Origin of the sequence: Aeromonas sp. QDB25, assembly GCF_027707725.1 — a bacterium.
Classification (GTDB): domain Bacteria; phylum Pseudomonadota; class Gammaproteobacteria; order Enterobacterales; family Aeromonadaceae; genus Aeromonas; species Aeromonas caviae.
Window position 1 is genome coordinate 48,899 of the sequence record NZ_JAPCIZ010000015.1, and the last position, 18,691, is coordinate 67,589.

Consider the following 18,691-nt stretch of genomic DNA (forward strand, 5'->3'; position numbering starts at 1 on the left):
GTATGAGGGTGCCAGCCGGCACAACGTCCGCCAGTGACGCATTTTTGAGGTGAGCCATGAGTCAGGCGAACAGCCCAACTAACTTTATTCGTCAGATCATTGATGAAGATCTGGCCAGCGGTAAGCACAGCAGCGTGCATACCCGTTTCCCGCCGGAGCCGAACGGTTATCTCCATATCGGCCACGCCAAATCCATCTGCCTGAACTTCGGCATCGCCCGCGACTATCAGGGTCAGTGCAACCTGCGTTTCGATGACACCAACCCGGCGAAGGAAGACATCGAGTTCGTGGAGTCCATCAAGCAGGACGTCCAGTGGCTGGGCTTCCAGTGGAGCGGCGAGATCTGCTACTCCTCCGACTATTTCCACAAGCTGCACGGCTACGCCATCGAGCTCATCGAGAAGGGACTGGCCTATGTGGACGAGCTCTCCCCGGAGCAGATGCGCGAATACCGCGGCACCCTGACCGCTCCTGGCAAGAACAGCCCGTTCCGCGATCGCAGCGTGGAAGAGAACCTGGCCCTGTTCGCCAAGATGAAAAACGGTGAGATGGCCGAAGGCTCCGCCTGCCTGCGCGCCAAGATCGACATGGCATCCCCCTTCATGGTGATGCGCGATCCCGTCATCTATCGCATCAAGTTTGCCCACCACCACCAGACCGGTGACGAGTGGTGCATCTACCCGATGTATGACTTCACCCACTGCATCTCGGACGCCCTTGAGGGGATCACCCACTCCCTGTGTACCCTGGAGTTCCAGGACAACCGTCGCCTGTATGACTGGGTGCTGGACAACATCAGCATCGACTGTCACCCCCGTCAGTACGAGTTTTCCCGTCTGAACCTCGAATACACCGTCATGTCCAAGCGCAAGCTGAACCTGCTGGTGACCGAGGGGCACGTGAACGGCTGGGACGATCCGCGCATGCTGACCGTCTCCGGTCTGCGCCGCCGTGGTTACACCCCGGCCTCCATCCGCGAGTTCTGCAAGCGCATCGGTGTGACCAAGCAGGACAACATCGTTGAGATGAGCATGCTGGAAGCCTGCATCCGCGACGATCTCAACGAGAACGCCCCGCGCGCCATGGCCGTGCTGCACCCGGTGAAGGTGGTGATCGAGAACCTGGCGGCGGACGAGGTGCTGACGGCGCCAGCGCACCCGAACAAGCCGGAGATGGGGACCCGTGAGCTGCATTTCTCCCGCGAAATCTTCATCGACGAGGCTGACTTCAAAGAGGAAGCCAACAAGCAGTTCAAGCGGCTGGTGCTGGGCAAGGAAGTGCGCCTGCGCAACGCCTACGTCATCAAGGCCGAGCGGGTCGAGAAGGATGCGGACGGCAAGGTCACCTGCATCTACTGCTCTTACGACCCCGAGACCCTGGGCAAGGATCCGGCGGACGGTCGCAAGGTGAAAGGGGTGATCCACTGGGTCAGCGCCACTCACTCCCTGCCGGCCGAAGTGCGTCTCTATGACCGTCTGTTCAAGGTGCCGAACCCGGGCGCCGAGGATGACTTCGAAGCGGCCCTGAATCCGGAATCCCTGGTGATCATCGAAGGGGCCCGGGTGGAGGCTTCCCTGAAGGATGCCAAGCCGGAGTTTGCCTACCAGTTCGAGCGTGAAGGTTACTTCTGCGCCGACAACAAGCTCTCCAGCGCCGAGCACCTGGTGTTCAACCGCACCGTGGCCCTGCGTGACGTCTGGGGCAAGGCCGAGGCCTGATAGAAGAGGGCAGGGGAGACCCTGCCGCTTCTGGTCCGGATTGCGGACACAAAAAAGCCAGCATCATGCTGGCTTTTTTATTGCGCCGACCCGGCCGAATCAATCGTCGTGCTTGCAGTCACCGTTGGCGCAGTGGCCATACAGGTAAAGGCTGTGGTTGGTCAGGCGGATGTTGTGCGCCTTGGCGATGTCGCGCTGGCGCTGTTCGATCACCTCGTCGGAGAACTCGATCACCTTGCCGCAGTCGAGGCAGACCAGGTGGTCGTGGTGCTCCTGGGTGGCGAGCTCGAACACCGACTTGCCCCCTTCGAAATGGTGACGGGTGACGATACCGGCATCATCAAACTGGTTGAGAACGCGATAAACGGTAGCGAGACCAATCTCCTCGCCCTGATCGATCAGCCGTTTGTACAGATCTTCCGCACTGGTGTGCTGGCAGTCCGGCTGTTGCAGGATTTCCAGGATCTTGACACGGGGCAAGGTGATCTTGAGCCCGGCCTTTTTTAACGCTTGGTTGTTGTCTGCCATTTCTATTTATTCGCATTCTCGAAGGTGTGGTTATTCTGATTGACTGCCGCTGTAATGGCAACCACGAACTCGCTTGGCCTGTCATTATAGGTCGTAGCCAAGTTAAAAATAAACCCAGCAATTCAAGGGCTTTAGATCATCAAGCCCGTCATGGGAATATTCAGGCCCGCTTGCTCGACCAGAGAATGTTGATACTATGTGACTTCTTTATAGTCTGGTCGGATGAGATCCATGGATTGGCTTTTCGGCAATGCCGCCTGGGTGCGCTGCGCCCTCAACGCCTGGCCCCCCTTCTGGGGCGCAGGCATCAAGATAGAAACCCTGAGCCCCGATTTCCGCTTCTGCCGGGTGACGCTCAAGTCCCGCTGGTGGAACAAGAATGCCAACCGGACCCAGTTCGGCGGCAGCATGTTCGCCATGACGGATCCCATCTACCCGTTGATGCTGATGGGCTATTTCAAGAACCGCTACTACGTGTGGGACAAGGCGGGCAGCATCAATTTCATCAAGCCGGGCAAGGGCAAACTGGTGGCGGAGTTCACCCTGAGCGACGCCAAGCTGGCATCGATCGTGGCGGCGACCGAGGGGGGAGAGAAGCACTTTCCCGAGTTCGAGGTGCAGGTGCAGGATGGTCAGGGCGAGCTGGTGGCCCAGGTGAAGCGCACCCTCTATGTCAGATCCAAGCCCCAGCACAGGGGTGGCTGAATGCCTGCTGCAGATGCAACAAGGGCCCCGTCGGGGCCCTTGTTGCATGAAGAGGGAGGGAGATCAGATCACTCCAGCTCGCCCAGGCACATCTCTTCGTGCAGCTGTTTGCACCAGCCCTTGACACGCTCGGCTGTCAGTTCGGGTTGGCGATCTTCGTCGATGCCCAGGCCCACGAAGTGTTTGTCATCCACGAGCGCCTTGGAGGCTTCGAACTCGTAGCTGGCGGTCGGCCAGTGGCCGATGATGATGGCGCCCTTGGCTTCGACGATGTCACGCAGGGTGCCCATGGCGTCGAGGAAGTACTCGGCATAGTCTTCCTGATCGCCGCATCCGAAGATGGCCACCAGCTTGTTGTTGAAGTCGATCTCTTCGAGTTCGGGGAAGAAGTCGTCCCAATCGGCCTGGGCTTCGCCGTAGTACCAAGTCGGGATGCCGAACATCAGCAGATCGAAGCTGTCGATATCGGCCTTGCTGCTCTTGGCAATGTCACGGACTTCAATCAGTTGTTTGCCCAGTTCTTTCTGGATCATCTTGGCGACAGCTTCGGTATTACCGGTATCGCTGCCGAAAAACAGACCTACACTAGCCATAGTGTTTCGTTACCCGTATCTGGTGTTGATGCTTGACGGTTCAGATTGCGATGCCTGCTGCATGAGCAGACTCGATCTGTTGCTTCAGGATAGATTGGATCAGCTCGGCTCGGCTGACGTTCTGTTGCAGCGCAAGTTGGTTCAGGCGCTCCAGCAACTCGGCTTCCACCTTTAACTCGACCCGTTTCAGCCCGTTCTCACGATCGCGCTTGAGCTGGTTGCGCTTGTTGATCTTGAGCTGGGTCTCGCGGGGGAGTGGATTGGTCTTTGGCCTGCCGGGGCGCTTCTCAGTTGCGAACAGATCCAGTGTTGTTCGATCAGTTTGCTGTTTGGCCATACATCACAGATGAAAAGTAGTTAGCCGATCCCTGAGCCTTCCCAGCCCATTTCGATCAGCCCCTTGGCGACAAAACCCGCGCAACCCAGAAACAGCACCAGCCAGACGATGAAGCGGCCGAAGCGGGGCACATTGCCCCGTTTGAGCACGTCCTGAATGGCCAGACCAATCAGCAGGAAGATGGCCACGAAGAACAGTTTCAGGCCCAGACTCTCGATGAGATCGATGTGTTCACTCAGCATGGATTGCGCGCACTCCTTAAGACGGGCGCACTATATCACAAAGGATTTGAAACTGTTAACCGCCTGTCGACAGGAAATCCACAACCAGTTTGTTGAACAAAACCGGCTTTTCCGCGTGCAACCAGTGGCCGGTGCCGGCGATGACGCGGGCCCTGGCGGCCGGGAACTGGGCCATCGCGGCCCCGGTGTATTCGGGCAGCATATAGTCGGAGTCGCCCCCCTTGATGAAGAGTGTCGCGCCTTCGAAGCGGCGTTCATCGTCGGGCCAGCCCATGATGTTGGCGTAGTTGCGCTCAAGGGCCGGCACGTTGAAACGCCACCCCCATCCAGACTCCCCTTTGGCGAAGGATTTGAGCAGGAACTGGCGCACCCCGGCGATCTCGATGTGCTCGGCCAGCATGGCTTCCGCCTCGCTGCGGCTCTGGGGGGGCGTGGCCAGCGTGGCATTGAGCCCGGCAAACACGTTCTTGTGGCGGGCGTGGGGATAGGCCACCGGGGCGATGTCCGCCACCACCAGCTTGCTGACCCTGTGAGGGGCCTGCTTGGCGACCTGCATGGCGACCTTGCCCCCCATGGAGTGGCCCACCAGGGCCACCTGCTCAAGTCCAAGATGGTCCAGCAGGGCCAGGATGTCCGCCGCCTGGGCCGGGTAGCTCATCTCGTCCGAGTGAAAGGAGGCGCCGTGATTGCGCAGATCGACGCTGATGACCCGGTATTGTTCGCAGAGGGGGCGCGCCAGCAGGCCGAGGTTGTCCAGGCTGCCAAAGAGGCCATGGATCAGCACGACAGTCGGGCCTTCGCCCTGATCCTTGAAGTTCAATCGTGGGTATTGTTGCAAAATGACACCTTATCGGTCGTGGGCTCTATCGCCATAATTTTTAACACACTGAAAGAAAAGGATTTCATTCCTGGTGGGGGATTTTTTTGTGGTTTTTTTTCAAAAATATCGCCCCGGGATCGGCTATCAGTGCGGGGGATCACACACTTGGCCCGTCATTATGCCGTATTCTCAAGGAGATTCATGCACATCTGTCCGCCCCTTGCTTGGGCTGCCGGGTCTGCCTATGTATAATCGCCGCATCCGAATTTCGACGAGTCCAGCGCATCCCTATGAAAACCATCGAGCTTGATGACGATCTCTACTTCTTTATCGCGAGCCAGACCCGGCACATCGGCGAGAGTGCGTCCGATATCCTGCGTCGCCTGCTGGAGCAACCCGCCCAGGCCGGCACGGCAACCGTGGCGGCCGCGCCTGCGATGCAACCGCAACCCGTGGCAGATGCCCTGGGGCTGGAGGCGTTGCTGGACTCCGGCGAGCTTCAGAAAGAAGAGAAGTCCATCAACCGCTTCATGCTGGTATTGAGCACCCTCTATCGGGACAACCCGGAAGGCTTCACCCAGGCGACCGAGATAAAAGGGCGCAAGCGCGTCTACTTCTCCCGTGACCCGGAAGCGCTGCGTGCCAGTGGCAGCACCACCAAGCCCAAGCCGGTACCGGAGACCCCGTTCTGGGTGATCACCAATACCAATACCAGCCGCAAGCAGAACATGGTGGCCCAGCTCATGAACAGCATGGGTTATGACGAGGATCTGACGGCTCGGGTGTGCGGCGCCGTTTAACCCATCAATGACTTCAGGCCTTGCCGGGCAAGGCTCAGCTCAAGGAAAACGCCATGGCACAGCATTCCCACGCCGGTCAGCCGGCTCGTCTTTGCGATCTGACCAACATTCCCCGTCTGGTCAGCGCCTACTACCTCAACAAGCCGGACATGAGCCGCCCTGAGCAGCGGGTCGCCTTCGGCACCTCCGGTCACCGCGGCAGCGCCCTGCACAGCGCCTTCACCGAATCCCACATTCTGGCGGTGACCCAGGCGCTGGTGGAGTACCGCCAGCAGGCCGGTATCACGGGGCCGCTGTTCGTCGGCATGGATACCCATGCCCTGTCCGAATCCGCCTTTGCCAGCGCGGTGGAAGTGCTGGCGGCCAACGGTGTCGAGACCCGCATTCAGGCTGGCCTCGGCTTCACGCCGACCCCGGTCATCTCCCATGCCATCCTGCGCCACAACGCAGGCAAACCCGTGGCCCAGGCGGACGGCGTGGTGATCACCCCGTCCCACAACCCGCCGGAAGATGGTGGCTTCAAATACAACCCGCCCCACGGCGGTCCTGCCGAAGGCGAGATCACCAAGTGGGTGGAGGATCGCGCCAACGCGATCCTGGAAGCGGGCCTGGCCGGCGTGAAGCGGATGCCGTTTGCCGAGGCCCTCAAGAGCCCGTTCGTGGTGGAACACGACTATGTCACCCCTTATGTGGATGATCTCGAAAACGTGCTGGATCTGGCCGCCATCAAGCAGGCTGGCATCAAGATCGGCGTGGATCCGCTGGGTGGCTCCGGCGTCGCCTACTGGGACGTCATCGCCAGGCGCTACGGTCTGGACATCGAGGTGGTGAACTACAAGGTCGATCCGACCTTCTCCTTCATGACCCTGGACAAAGACGGCAAGATCCGGATGGACTGTTCCAGCCCGTTCGCCATGGCGAGCCTGATTGCCCTGAAAGACAAGTTCGACATCGCCCTTGGCAATGACCCTGACTACGACCGTCACGGCATCGTCACCAAGGCGGGCCTGATGAATCCGAACCACTATCTGGCGGTGGCGATCCAGTATCTGTTCACCCACAGAACCGGCTGGCCCAAGGGGGCGGCCGTCGGCAAGACGCTGGTCTCCTCTTCCATGATCGACCGGGTGGCCGGCGAGATCGGTCGCACCCTCAAAGAGGTGCCGGTCGGCTTCAAGTGGTTCGTGGACGGTCTCTACAGCGGCGAGTTCGGCTTTGGCGGCGAGGAGAGCGCGGGTGCCTCCTTCCTGCGCAAGGACGGTACCGTCTGGACCACCGACAAGGATGGCTTCATCCTGGCGCTGCTGGCGGCCGAGATCCTGGCGGTGACCGGCAAGGATCCCCAGGCCCACTACGATGCGCTCGAAGCCAGATTCGGCCGCTCCAGCTACCGCCGCATCGATGCCCCGGCCAACAGCGCCCAGAAGGCGGTGCTCTCCAAGCTGGATCCGGCCCTGGTGGAAGCCTCCACCCTGGCTGGCGAGCCCATCCTCGCCAAGCTGACCAAGGCGCCGGGCAACGATGCCGCCATCGGCGGCCTGAAAGTGGTGACCGAGAACGGCTGGTTCGCGGCGCGCCCCTCCGGTACCGAGTCCATCTACAAGATCTACATGGAGAGTTTCAAGGGGGAGGCGCACCTGGACCTCATCCAGCAGGAAGCCCAGCAGATTGTCTCCGCCGCCCTGGCCAAGGCCGGCGTCTGACCCTTACGGCAACAACCCATGTGAAAGAGGAGCCCTGGTGGCTCCTCTTCTTTTTGTGTCGGGTTGACTGCGGATCAGCCGTTGTCGACGCTGCCGGTGGCGGCCTTGCGGTTCTGCCAGCGCTTGAGGAAGGAGCGGGCCGGCAGCTTCATCAGGAAGAGAGAGAGCAGGATGATGCCGATGCCGAGCCACTGACGGCCATCCAGGGTTTCTCCCACCATCAGCACACCGCAGGAGACCGCCACCATGGGGTTGGTGAGGGCCAGCATCCCCATCACCTCCGGGCCATGGCGTTTGAGTCCCCAGAGCCAGGCCCAGTAGGCCAGAGCCGTATTGAGGATCACCAGCCAGATAAGCCCGGGAGTGGCGTCAGCCCGGGGCAGGGGCATGGGGCCGGTCAGCCACCAGGCCAGCGGGATCAGCATCAGGCCGCCCAGCAGCAGCTGCCAGGCGGTCAGGGCCAGCAGATCGTCCACCGGCCAGCGTTGCATCCAGCGGCTCGACTGGCCGATGAGCAGGGTGGCGAGCAGGGCGCACGCCACGCCGACGGGATCCAGATTGGCAGAGGGATTGAGCAGCAAGAGCACCCCGACGAGCCCCATCACCCCCAGCAACAGCCACTTGATCGTCGGTCTGACACCGTCTTGCAGCCAGGCCAGCCCCATCAGGATGAGGGGCAGCGTCGCTCCCAACGTACCCGCCACGGCGCCGGGCAGGCGAAACGCCGCCACGAACAGCAGGGCGAAGAAGGCGGTGATGTTGCAAAACGCCAGCAGGAACTGCCTGCTCCAGACGAGAGGCGGCCTGCGGGGATGGAGCAACAGCAGCAGCACCCCGGCGGGGAGGGCGCGCCACACGGCCACCCAGTAGGGGGAGTAGTCGGTCAGGTAGAGACTGACGACGGCATAGGTGCTGCCCCAGAGCAGGGGGGCGAGCAGGGCGATCAGCAGTGGCATGGTTATCTCGCAACAAAGTATCTTCAAGTAAAGATACATTAGTCGCGAGTTGGTTTATTATCAAGTATCTTCATGTAAAGATAATGGAGCCCCAATGGAGAGTGATCATGTAGATCAGCTGCTGGCCCAGTGGGCCCGGCAGCGCCCGGACCTCGACTGCACCCCCATGGGGGTGCTGGGGCGGGTGGCGCGCATGGCGGCGATCGCCGGGCGCGAAGTGAACGAGACCCTCAAGGAGTGCGGTCTGCTGGGGTCTGATTTCGATATCCTGGCGACCCTGCGTCGGGCCGGCGAGTCGCTGACCCCGACCGCGCTCTACCAGTCCGCCATGCTGAGTTCAGGGGCCATGACGGCCCGGCTCGACAAGCTGGAGCAGCGTGGCCTGATAAGACGTGAAGCCTCCCCCGATGACAGGCGCAGCCTGCTGGTCTGCCTGACGGAGCCGGGGCGGGAGCTGGTTGACCATGCGGTGGAGCAGCACGTGGCGAACGAGCGTCGCCTGCTGGCCCCATTGAGCCTGGCCGAACAGGAGCAGCTGGCGGCCCTGCTCAAGCGCTGGTTGCTGGAAAACGAATAGCAAAACGGGCCCATCGGGCCCGTTTTCGTTGGCATTGAGGCTGGCTCAGTAGCCGCCTCTGGCATCCCTGACGGCAAGGCCAAGCTGCCATACCGCCATGGCGTAGTGGGTGCTGTGGTTGTAGCGGGTGATGGCGTAGAAGTTCGGCAAGCCGTACCAGTACTGGTAACCGGTGCCGACATCCAGACGCAGCAGGCTCGCCTCCTTGTGATTGCCAAGGGAGCCGGTGGGAGCCAGCCCGGCACCGCGCAGGGTGGCCACCGGGTAGCGGGTCTGGAAGCCGTGCTCATAGCCCGGCAGCTGTCCCTGGCCGCGTACTGCCACCGGCTGCCCTTTCTCCCAGCCGTGGGCCTTGAAGTAGTTGGCCACGCTGCCGATGGCATCCACCGGATCCCACAGGTTGGTGTGGCCGTTGCCGTTGAAGTCCACCGCGTAGTTGCGAAAACTCGACGGCATGAACTGGCCGTAGCCCATGGCCCCGGCATAGGAGCCCTTGGGTTCGGTGGGGTCCATCCCCTCATCCCGGGTCATCACCAGGAAGGCTTCCAGCTCGCCGGTGAAGAAGTCGGCGCGGCGCGGGTAGTCAAATGCCAGGGTCGCCAGGGCGTCGAGAATGCGGGTCTTGCCCATCACCCGACCCCAGCGGGTCTCCACCCCGATGATGCCGACGATGATCTCGGGTGGCACCCCGTAGATCTGCTGCGCCCGGTTGAGTTCACTCTCGTATTCACGCCAGAAGTTGACGCCGTTCTGTACGTTGTCCGGGGTGATGAACTTGGCGCGGTAGCGGTTCCAGGCGCCGGTCGGGCCGGTGGGCGGTCTGGTGGTGGGGGCCTGGGCGTCCATCAGCTTGATGATCCAGTCATAACGCTCGGCCTGGGCCAGTACCCGGTGCAGCTCGGCGCCGTCGAAGCCGTGCTTTTGCACCATCCGCTGCACGAAGTTGTCCACGTTGGAACGATTGGCGAAGTCCCCCTTGCTGACCCCGGGCTGGCTCACCTGCCCGTAGAAGGGTTTGCTCGGCGGCGTCTGGTTGATGAAGGCGCTGTTGGGTTGGGGTTTGACCACGGGCTTGGGCGCCGGCGTGCTGCTGCAGCCGTAGATCAGGGGAAACAGGGAGAGGACACAGACAAGGCGACGCATAGGGTTCTCGTGAGCCTGAAAAAGAGTGGCGTCATGGTAAAACATTGGCGTGCAGGCGCAAGTGCTCCGTGCCGGCGCGCCCTCCGGGATCCCGTCAGCGCAGGGTGTGGTAGCCGCTCCAGATCCGGGTCAGGGTCGTGATGGCACAGAGCAGGGCGAAACCGTAGGCCAGTGGCACGAAGGCGGCGGGCCAGAGGCACATGAGCACGAAGAGGGCGATGGTTTCGCTCCCCTCGGTAAGCCCGCCCAGATAGTAGAGGGATTTGTGGTGGTAGACGGGGCTCTCGATGCCCCGTTTGCCGGCCATGATGGCAAAGGCCAGAAAGCTCGATCCCGTGCCCATGAAGGCGAACAGCAGGGTGGCGGCGGCCAGGGAGTTGGCCGGGTCGGCGAGGGCAAAGCCCAGCACCACGGCGGCGTAGAAGATGAAATCCAGCGTGATGTCGAGAAACCCGCCGCAGTCGGTGATGCCCGTTTCCCGCGCCACGGCGCCATCCAGCCCGTCCAGCAGCCGGTTGAGCAGAATCGCCGCCAACGCCCACTGATAGCAGCCAAAGGCCAGCAGCGGCAGCGCCAGCATGCCGATGAGAAAGCCGGCGAGGCTCACCTGGTTGGCGCTCACCCCGGCCCGGCACAGGGGGCGGGCGAGCGCGGCGAGGGGGCGGCGGATAACCGGGATCAGGTGGCGATCAAACAAGGTGGTGCTCCTCTTCTGGGCTGGCTGGGGGGATCAGTTGCAAGATGGTGCCCGGCGCATCCTCTTCGTCGTGGGTCACCAGCAGGGCGGGGATGGCCTGCGTGCGCAGGCGCTCGAACACCAGGGTTCTGAATGCCGCCCGCAGCGGCTTGTCGAGGCGGGAGAAGGGTTCGTCCAGCAGCAATGCCCTGGGCTCGGCCAGCAGGGCTCGCAGCAGGCTGACGCGGGCTTTCTGGCCGCCGGAGAGCGCCCCTGGCAGCTTGTCCGCCTGAGCCTCCAGCCCGACCTCGGCCAGCGCCTCGCGGGCCCGGGTCTGCCTTGCCGCCATCCCCTTGAGATGCGCCGGCATGCCGAACATCAGATTTTCGGCCACCGTCAGGTGGGCAAACAGCAGGTCATCCTGAAACAGGATGCCGACCCCCCTCTCCTGGGGGGGCAGCGGGGTGAGGCGATGTGCGCCGAGCAGGATGTCCCCGGTCAGCCGGATGGGGCCCCCGGGTGGCAGCACTCCCGCCAGGGCCGCCAGCAGGGAGCTCTTGCCACAGCCGCTCGGTCCCATCAGGGTGAGTACCTCGCCCGGGGCCACCCTGAGGGGGGGGAGCGTCAGCAGGGGGGCACCGTCGAGGAAGAGGGTGAGTGCGGAGGTGTGCAGCATCGGGTCAGGACCTCAGGGCGGGGTTGATGCGCCGCGGCAGCCAGAGCGCCAGGGCATAGATGAAAAGGGGCAGCAGGAGTTGCAGCAGGCCGTAGAGCCCCGCCAGCCGCCGGTTGAGGCCGCTGCCGATGGCCACCGCCTCCGTGGTGATGGTGACGACCCGCCCGCCCCCGAACAGCAGGGTCGGCAGGTATTGGGCCAGGCTCACCGCCGCCCCGACACCGAAGGCGAACAACAGGGGACGGGCGAGCAGGGGACCCTTGACTCGCCACCAGGCCCCCCAGGTGCTGGCCCCGAGCGTGAGGGCCACCCGGGTGAGGCGCTCGTCGAACTGGCGATAGGGGCCGTGCAGGCAGAGATAGACGTATGGAAAGACGAAGATCAACTGGCTCCAGAGTACCCAGCCTGGGCCTATGCCAGTGAATCCCAGCCCGTCGGTCTGAAGGCGCAATCCAAACAGCAGGCTGGCCTGGGGCAGCAGCAGAGGCAGGCAGACAAGCCAGAGGGTGCGTGTGGCGCGGTGCGCAGGCAACGCCTCGAGGCAGAGCACCGCCAGCAGCAGGGAGAGCGCGGCGCAGAGCAGGGCCAGCCACAGACTCTGCCACAGCAGCGGGCCCAGGCTCGGCAGCAGAGCCAGCCAGTGGTGGCTGCTCCATTCGCTCGGCCAGAGGGTGGGAAAGGACCAGCGCCGGGTCAGGGACCAGAGCAGCAGGGCGGCGAGCACCAGCAGATTGGTCAGGAGCAGCCCCCACACGCCGATGCGGGCAATGAGTGCGGGCCAGGGCGAGGCGGGGGCGCGTCGCCCATCCAGCCAGCGTGCCTTGCCGAGGGTGAGGTGGGCCCGCTCCAGCAGCCTGAGGGCGCCAAGCAGCAGCAGGTTGAGGGCGAGCAGCAAGAGGGCGCCGCTGGCACTGGCGCCGCGCCAGGCGGGGTCGGCATCCTGATACCAGAGCCAGAGTCGCACCGCCAGGGGCGGCGGGGCATCCGGCCCCAGCAGCAGGGCGAGATCCACCACCGCCAAACCATAGGCGGCCACCGCGTAGAGGGGCAGTCGCAGGGCGGGCCAGAGGGCGGGCAGCAGCAGGCGCCACCAGATCCGGGGGGCACTGAAGCCGAGGCTGGCCCCCAGCCACTGCTGGCGCGCCACCTTGGCGGGATCCAGTGCCGCCAGCGCCATCAGCAGCAGGAAGGGAGTCTCCTTGAGGATGAGCACCACGATGAGGCCAAGCCCCCAGGGATCCTTGAGGGTTTGCCAGTCCGGGGGCAGATGGGTGAGGTCAAGCAGGGGGGCGACGAGGCGCAGCAGCCAGCCGGAGGGAGCGATCAGAAAGGCGATGCCGATGGCAAAGGCGACGTGGGGAAGCGCCAGCAGGGGGGAGAGCAGGCGGCGCAGCCAGCGCATCCAGGGACGCCCGTCCCCCTGGGCGAGAAGCAGGGCGGTGGCGCCGAGGGCCCCCAGGGTGGAGGCGCCCGCCACCCAGAGGCTCAACCCTGCGGAGTGCCAGAGTCCGGGCTGGGGGAGCAAGAGGGATAGATTGGCGGGGGCGAGCCCCTCGATGACCAGCCACAGCAGGCCCCCGGCGAGCGGGATCCCCAGCAGCAGGGCTCCCAGCATCAAAAAGGGCAAAAGGAGGAGAAGAGGGGCGCGCGCCTGCATGATGGATCAGTGGCCGTAGCGCTCGGCCCAGGCCGCTTCCAGCCGGGTCTGCCAGCTGGGGTGGGGCTCTGCCACCCCCTTGAAGCGCAATGCCGGACGGGTCTGGCCTGGCAGCGCCTCCTGGCGCAGCACGCTGGGATCCCCCCAGAAGGCGGGGTCGCTCTTGCGTGCCTGGGCGGCGGGGCTCAGCAGGAAGTTGACCACCACCTTGGCCCCGGCCCGGGCGGAGGCATTGAAGGGGATGGCGAGGAAATGGCTGTTGGTGAGCGCCCCTTTTTCCATGGCGATGGCATGGACGGTGGGGGGCAGGGTGCCGTTTTGCACCGAACTCTGGGCTTCCCCCGGGTTGAAGCTGATAGCCATGGCCAGCTCGCCGTCATCGAGCAACTGCCTGGTCTCGGCGGCGCCGGTGGGGAAGAGCCTGCCCTTTCGCCAGAGCGCGGGGTGAAGCTGGTCGAGCCAGGCCCAGAGAGGGGCGGTGACGCGGAGGAAGTCGGCATCGGTCGCCTCCCGATAGAGGGGCACCGGATCCGGTGTCAGCTCCAGCAGGATCTGCTTGAGAAAGCTAGAGCCGTGAAACTGGGGAGGCTTGGGGTAGGTGAAGCGGCCGGGGTGAGCCTTGGTCCAGGCAAGCAGGGCGGCCGCCGAGGTGGGAGGAACGTCTACCTGGTCGCCATCCACCATCAGATTGAGCTGGCCTATGCCCCAGGGGGCCTCCAGCCCCTCGACCGGCACGGTGAAGTCCTCACTCACCGGCAGGGCGGTGTCCACCAGGGCCATGTTGGGCAGCTCGTCGGTAAAGGGGGCCCCCAGCAGCCCCTGCTCCTTGAGCGCCTTGAAGTTCTCGCCGTTGACCCAGAGCAGGTCGATGGGGCCGTTCGACGTCTTGCCAGCCTGCTTGCCGGCCAGCAACTGGCTCACGCTCTGGGCGATGTCATCCACCTTCACCTGCACCAGCTCGACCTGGTACTGGCGAGCGATCTCCTGCCCCGCCCACACCAGATAGGCGTTGATCTCGGGGCTGCCCCCCCAGGCGTTGAAGTAGACGGTCTGCCCCCTGGCGGCCAGCAGGGTCTGCTGCCACGACGCGTCATTGGCGTGGAGCGGGGAGGCAAGCAGCAGGGGGACTGCGGCCATCAGGGGACGGAGCAGGGCGCGAAGTCGGGTCGTGAACATGATGGTTGCCTCGTCAGAGTCAGGCGCCGCGGCGCCAGCGGTGATAACGGGCCAGCAGCGCCAGCAGGCGCCCGGGCTGGCGGGCACGGCGCCAGGCGCCAGCCACGTACTTGTTCCCCTCCATCAAGGTGGGGTAGGGGTGAACGGTGGCGAGGATCTTGCCAAGTCCCAGGCGGTGGCGCATGGCGAGGGCAAACTCGGCGATCCGCTCGCCGGCGTGAGCACCCACTATGGTGGCCCCGAGTATCCTGTCACGGCCCGGCACCGTCAGCACCTCGACGAAGCCCCCTGACTCGCCGTCGGCGATGGCTCTGTCCAGCTCGGCCATCTCGAAGCGGGTCGACTCGAAGGGGATGCCTCGGGCCCGAGCCTCTTTCTGGTTGAGGCCGACCCTGGCTATCTCCGGACTGGTATAGGTGGCTGCCGGCATGACCCTGTAGTCTGCCCGAAAGCGCCTGAACTGGCCAAAGAGGGCGTTGATGGCGGCATACCAGGCCTGATGGGCGGCAAAATGGGTGAACTGGTAGGGGCCGGCAACGTCCCCCACCGCCAGGATGCTGGGGTAGTTGGTGGCGAGGAAGCCGTCGATGGCCAGGGTGCCGCCGGGGGCCAGTTCAACCCCCAGCGCCTCCAGCCCGAAACCGCTCACGTTGGCCTCCCGGCCAAGGGCCAGCAGCAGCTGGTCCCCCTCAACCACCAGCGTCTCGTCCCCCCGGCGCAGGTGCAGCCGGATGGGCAGGTTGGTGCCTTTACCGTCCATATACCCGGCCGAGGTAGCCTGCCAGCCGAGGTGCAGGGTGACGCCGTCGTGCTCCAGCTGCGCGGCCAGGGCCCCGGCGACGTCCCTATCTTCCCGGGGCAGCAGCTGAGGGCCTTGCTCCACCAGGGTGACGGGGATATCGAGCAGGGCCAGGCTCTGGGCCAGCTCGCAGCCGATGGGGCCCCCTCCCAGCACCAGCAGATGGCGGGGGGGCTCACGCAGTCGCTGCCAGAGGGTGTCGGAGGTGAGGTAGGGAACCCTGTCCAGCCCCGGCAGTGCGGGCACCCGGGGGCGGGCGCCGGTGGCGATCACGATATGACGGCTGGTCAGGCGCTTGCCGTTGACCTCCACCTCCCAGGGGGAGGTGATTCGCGCCCGCCCCTGGATGCACTCCACCCCAAGTCCTTCATAGCGCGCCACCGAGTCGTGGGGTTCGACCTCCTCGATGACCCGGGCGACCCGCGCCATCACGGCGGCGAAGTCGGCGCGGCTCTGGCTCGGGGTAAAACCAAGCTCTGTGGCCTTGCGCTGTTCAAAGGCGAAGCGGGCGCTTCGGATCAGCGCCTTGGAGGGGACGCAGCCGGTATGGAGGCAATCCCCCCCCATCCTGTGCTGCTCGATGAGGGCCACTCTGGCTTTCACCGCGGCGGCGATGTAGCTGGTGACCAGACCTCCGGCGCCGGCGCCTATCACCAGCAGGTTGTAGTCAAAGCGCGCAGGCTTGCGGTAGGGGGCGTGCAACCGGTAGAGGGCGAGACGGCGCTGCAAGGCACGCATCAGCCAGGGCATCAGGCCGAGCAGGGTCAGGGCGGCCAGCAGGCCGGGGGAGAAGAGGTTGCCTGTGCTGGTGAGGGTAGCCAGCTCGCTCCCCGCCAGCACGTAGACGAGGGTGCCCGGCAGCATGCCGAGCTGGCTGACCCAGTAGTAGGTGCTGACTCTGATGGGGGTGAGCCCCATCACCAGGTTGACCAGAAAGAAGGGGAAGAGGGGGATGAGGCGCAGGCTCAGCAAATAGAAGGCCCCCTCCTTTTGCATGCCGGCCTGAACGCTCGCCAGCTTGTCGCCAAAGCGTGTCTCGACCCAGTCCCGCAGCAGGAAGCGGGCGCTGAGAAAGGCCAGGGTGGCGCCAAGGGAGCTGGCAAAGGAGACCAGCAAGAGCCCCCACAGGATGCCGAAGACGGCGCTGCCCGCCAGGGTGAGCAGGGCCGCCCCCGGCAGGGAGAGGGCGGTGGTGAGCACATAGAGCACCAGAAACAGCAGGCTGGCCGCGACAACATGGCGGTCGACCCAAAGGGCCAGGCGCTCCTGATGAGCCTGCAACTGGGTGAGGCTCAGATAGTGGTCAAGGTCGAGGGCAAAGAAGGTGCCGACCAGGGCCCCCATCGCCAGCAACAGCAGCAGGCGTGCCCGGTTCATCCCTGCCCCTTGTCGAGGGGGCGCTCGGGTTGCACCGGCAACTGGCAGAACCCCTGGGGAGCGATGTCGAGAGCGGCATTGAACTTGGCGGACATGTTCTGGAAGGCGATGAGGCCGGTGAGCTCCACCAGGGCGTCGTCATCGAACCAGGGCTTGAGGCGGGCGGCCTGCTCGTCGCTCACGCCATCCAGCCCGGTCATGGCCTCGGCATAGTCCAGCACGGCCCGTTCCCGCTCGTCGAACAAGGGGCTGTCGCGCCACCGGGCCAGCGCCTCCACCTTGTCGCTGGAGCCTGCCCGCTTGACGAGGGTCATGGCGTTGATGTCGACACAGAAACGACACCAGTTGAGCTGGGAGACTCGCACCGTCACCAGGGAGCGCAGCACGGGGTCGATGGGGGAGCGCTTGCGGTTGATGACGCCGTAGAGGGTGGCGACCGCGGCGAACAGCCTGGGGGAGCGCCCCCAGCACTTGCCCGGGATCAGCACCTGACCGTAGTTGCGTTTCTGCAGCCAGAAGAAGGGGCGGATGAACCAGGCGTAGGCCCGGTCCGGTTTGACCTCAATGCGCATCTTGTTCCTCTTTGAGCTTCTCCATCTTGGGCTTGTAGGCCCCGCCCAGGCGCTCGTTCAACCGATTCAGGAAATCGATGATCCGTGCCCGGTTGACCCCCAGATCGCTGCGCCCCTGGCGCGAGGCGGAGCGCATGTCGATACGGGTCTCTTTGGGCCCGGCAAAGACCCGCAGGGCCACGTCATCCTGAAACCCGAACCAGCCGGTGGTGACGACGGCATCGATACCCTCGCTGCCCGGATGAACCTGCCAGCCCAGCTCCGTCATCAGTTCCTCGGCTTCCGCGAGCACTTCGACCGGGGATGCCCGGGTATAGAGAGGACCGGGGTTGCCTGGAAATACTTGCAGGGGCGGGGGGGAGACCGGGAGATCCTCCTGGCTTCTGAGCTGCTCGGCCCACTGGAGCCGTGGCGGATGGTAGGGATCCGTGCTGACGTCGTTGGTGAGGGGGGAGCGCAGCGCCTGGACGAGAAACAGCAGGGGCAACAGCAGGGGAGTTATGCCCCAGATATCCGGCCAGAGGTTGGTGGTGCGGCGATAACGCCAGGGCAGGCGCAGCAGCAGCACGAGGCTGAGGAGGGCGCTGGCGAGACAGAGGATGAAGCCGAGCCACCAGGGCCAGAGATGGGCGCGGCTGCCAAGGGCCCCGCAAAGGGGCAATAGCCAGGTCAGCAGCGGCCACCACAAAGAGCTGTGCATATGAGGGATCCACGGGACAGGATGGAACTATGCCCAGAAGGATAAACTTAATTGCCTGATAACGTTAGTAAATGATCATCAATCCCGGGCGTGCGGCTCAGAGAGCCGATGGCCTCGTTGCCCTGGATCAGTTGCGATAGAGCACCTTGATGAGGTGGAAGCCGAACTTGGTGCGCACCGGCCCCAGCACGGTCAGCAGCTCCCCCTTGAACACGGCATCGTCGAAGGACTTGACCATGTCCCCCTTGGAGAACTCCCCCAGATCGCCGCCACGCTTGCCGGAAGGGCAGGTTGAGAAACGCTTGGCCATCTGGCTGAAATCGGCGCCCTTGGCGAGCTTCTCCTTGATCTCCAGACACTGTTTCTCGGTCTTGACCAGGATGTGCTGGGCACAGGCTTTTTTCATCGGAATGCTCCTCGGCGAGGGGAAAGGGGGCACAAGATTACTGCAATTGCGCCTCCACGTCAGCCCCTCGGGCGCGAGACCCGGCTCCGGGGGCCGGTGGCCAGGGGGACCCTGGCCCGGGATTGCCAGAGGATCTCCAGCCCCAGCAGGGCATAGAGGCTCCAGATGGCCAGGGGGTTGAGCCAGTTGCCCCCCATCTGCAGGGTGGCCAGGGCTGCGCTCACCAGCAGCAGAACTATGCCGGGCAGGCGCCAGTGGGCAGACAGGGGAGCGAGCAGGGCCATGCCCAGCAGCAGGGCCAGGCCAAAGGGCAGATTGAGCGCGGTGAAGGCGAGGGCCTGCTGGCCGTTCATGCCGGTCAGCAGGGCCAGCAGGGCGCTGCAGCAGGCCAGGAAGGTGATGAACTCGATTCGGTCGGCGATGTAGTCAGCCAGTTGTTCGCTACGTAGGTGCATGGGGTCTCTCCTGCGATGATTGGGATCAGTGTGGGACAGGCAGGAGCGCAGGGGCAGCGGGATAAATCGATTGAA

At 64.2% G+C, this 18,691-nt stretch carries 21 protein-coding genes; 5 read left to right on the plus strand and 16 right to left on the minus strand.

Translation table 11 applies throughout. The annotated features are described in order from the left end of the window. Positions 1–56: 56 nt before the first annotated feature. Positions 57–1,718 (plus strand): glutamine--tRNA ligase, encoded by a 1,662-nt coding sequence (glnS, locus tag PG883_RS07590; protein ID WP_041215537.1) that lies wholly within the window; start codon positions 57–59, stop codon positions 1,716–1,718. A gap of 99 nt (positions 1,719–1,817) precedes the next feature. On the opposite strand, the gene fur is transcribed toward glnS, so the two are convergent. Continuing rightward, entirely contained in the window at positions 1,818–2,246 is a 429-nt protein-coding gene (fur, locus tag PG883_RS07595; protein WP_010674102.1) for a ferric iron uptake transcriptional regulator, read from the minus strand. 231 nt (positions 2,247–2,477) lie between these two features. Between fur and PG883_RS07600 the strand changes: the two genes are divergently transcribed. Beyond that, positions 2,478–2,951: a DUF4442 domain-containing protein gene (locus tag PG883_RS07600; protein WP_010674103.1), complete on the plus strand. Its 474-nt coding sequence runs from the start codon at positions 2,478–2,480 to the stop codon at positions 2,949–2,951. 68 nt (positions 2,952–3,019) lie between these two features. Here the strand turns inward: PG883_RS07600 and fldA are convergent, their stop codons facing one another. Genes fldA through PG883_RS07620 form a run of 4 tightly spaced genes read right to left on the minus strand, consistent with a single transcriptional unit; the run spans position 3,020 to position 4,943 of the window. Continuing rightward, entirely contained in the window at positions 3,020–3,544 is a 525-nt protein-coding gene (gene fldA, locus PG883_RS07605) for a flavodoxin FldA (protein WP_010674104.1), read from the minus strand. 40 nt (positions 3,545–3,584) lie between these two features. Continuing rightward, on the minus strand, positions 3,585–3,881 hold the full coding sequence (gene ybfE / locus PG883_RS07610; RefSeq protein ID WP_005325670.1) for a LexA regulated protein: 297 nt from the start codon (positions 3,879–3,881) through the stop codon (positions 3,585–3,587). A gap of 20 nt (positions 3,882–3,901) precedes the next feature. Further along, positions 3,902–4,123: a DUF2788 domain-containing protein gene (locus tag PG883_RS07615; RefSeq protein WP_010674106.1), complete on the minus strand. Its 222-nt coding sequence runs from the start codon at positions 4,121–4,123 to the stop codon at positions 3,902–3,904. Between the two features lie 55 nt (positions 4,124–4,178). Next, the gene (locus PG883_RS07620) at positions 4,179–4,943 is read right to left on the minus strand and encodes an alpha/beta fold hydrolase (protein ID WP_113977976.1); all 765 of its coding nucleotides are present in this window, start codon (positions 4,941–4,943) and stop codon (positions 4,179–4,181) included. A gap of 290 nt (positions 4,944–5,233) precedes the next feature. Here PG883_RS07620 and seqA point away from each other — a divergent pair, with 290 nt between their 5' ends. Both seqA and pgm read left to right on the plus strand, forming a co-directional pair. Beyond that, entirely contained in the window at positions 5,234–5,743 is a 510-nt protein-coding gene (gene seqA, locus PG883_RS07625; protein WP_042017344.1) for a replication initiation negative regulator SeqA, read from the plus strand. A 53-nt stretch (positions 5,744–5,796) separates the two neighbouring features. Then, positions 5,797–7,446: a phosphoglucomutase (alpha-D-glucose-1,6-bisphosphate-dependent) gene (gene pgm / locus PG883_RS07630; protein ID WP_010674109.1), complete on the plus strand. Its 1,650-nt coding sequence runs from the start codon at positions 5,797–5,799 to the stop codon at positions 7,444–7,446. Positions 7,447–7,520: 74 nt separating this feature from the next. Here pgm and PG883_RS07635 read toward each other — a convergent pair whose 3' ends face one another. Continuing rightward, positions 7,521–8,402 carry a DMT family transporter gene (locus PG883_RS07635; protein WP_113977977.1) on the minus strand — a complete coding sequence of 294 codons (882 nt, stop codon included), beginning with the start codon at positions 8,400–8,402 and terminating at the stop codon, positions 7,521–7,523. A gap of 94 nt (positions 8,403–8,496) precedes the next feature. Here PG883_RS07635 and PG883_RS07640 point away from each other — a divergent pair, with 94 nt between their 5' ends. Continuing rightward, positions 8,497–8,979, plus strand: a complete 483-nt coding sequence (locus tag PG883_RS07640) for a MarR family winged helix-turn-helix transcriptional regulator (RefSeq protein WP_113977979.1) — start codon at positions 8,497–8,499, stop codon at positions 8,977–8,979. A gap of 45 nt (positions 8,980–9,024) precedes the next feature. Here the strand turns inward: PG883_RS07640 and mltB are convergent, their stop codons facing one another. From mltB to PG883_RS07690, 10 genes are all read right to left on the minus strand, one after another. Further along, positions 9,025–10,122 (minus strand): lytic murein transglycosylase B, encoded by a 1,098-nt coding sequence (gene mltB, locus PG883_RS07645; protein WP_045525304.1) that lies wholly within the window; start codon positions 10,120–10,122, stop codon positions 9,025–9,027. A 94-nt stretch (positions 10,123–10,216) separates the two neighbouring features. Then, positions 10,217–10,819, minus strand: coding sequence for a CDP-alcohol phosphatidyltransferase family protein (locus tag PG883_RS07650; protein ID WP_104452683.1), 603 nt, complete (start codon positions 10,817–10,819; stop codon positions 10,217–10,219). Further along, complete coding sequence (locus PG883_RS07655; protein WP_113977980.1) at positions 10,812–11,474, minus strand: ATP-binding cassette domain-containing protein; 663 nt, start codon at positions 11,472–11,474, stop codon at positions 10,812–10,814. Before PG883_RS07655 ends, PG883_RS07650 begins: the two co-directional genes overlap by 8 nt. 4 nt (positions 11,475–11,478) lie before the next feature. Then, positions 11,479–13,089 (minus strand): ABC transporter permease, encoded by a 1,611-nt coding sequence (locus PG883_RS07660; protein ID WP_223924474.1) that lies wholly within the window; start codon positions 13,087–13,089, stop codon positions 11,479–11,481. Positions 13,090–13,137: 48 nt separating this feature from the next. After that, entirely contained in the window at positions 13,138–14,307 is a 1,170-nt protein-coding gene (locus tag PG883_RS07665; RefSeq protein ID WP_113977993.1) for an ABC transporter substrate-binding protein, read from the minus strand. A gap of 19 nt (positions 14,308–14,326) precedes the next feature. After that, a complete protein-coding gene (locus tag PG883_RS07670) occupies positions 14,327–16,483 on the minus strand; it encodes an FAD-dependent oxidoreductase (protein ID WP_113977983.1) in 2,157 nt (718 codons plus the stop codon). Then, entirely contained in the window at positions 16,480–17,055 is a 576-nt protein-coding gene (locus PG883_RS07675; RefSeq protein WP_039039829.1) for a carboxymuconolactone decarboxylase family protein, read from the minus strand. The genes PG883_RS07670 and PG883_RS07675 overlap by 4 nt, the downstream gene beginning before the upstream one ends. After that, positions 17,045–17,755 (minus strand): DUF1499 domain-containing protein, encoded by a 711-nt coding sequence (locus PG883_RS07680; protein ID WP_113977985.1) that lies wholly within the window; start codon positions 17,753–17,755, stop codon positions 17,045–17,047. The genes PG883_RS07675 and PG883_RS07680 overlap by 11 nt, the downstream gene beginning before the upstream one ends. Positions 17,756–17,882: 127 nt before the next feature. Then, positions 17,883–18,161, minus strand: coding sequence for a peptidylprolyl isomerase (locus PG883_RS07685; RefSeq protein ID WP_039039827.1), 279 nt, complete (start codon positions 18,159–18,161; stop codon positions 17,883–17,885). A gap of 59 nt (positions 18,162–18,220) precedes the next feature. Further along, positions 18,221–18,616, minus strand: coding sequence for a hypothetical protein (locus PG883_RS07690; protein ID WP_113977987.1), 396 nt, complete (start codon positions 18,614–18,616; stop codon positions 18,221–18,223). Between the last annotated feature and the right edge of the window lie 75 nt (positions 18,617–18,691).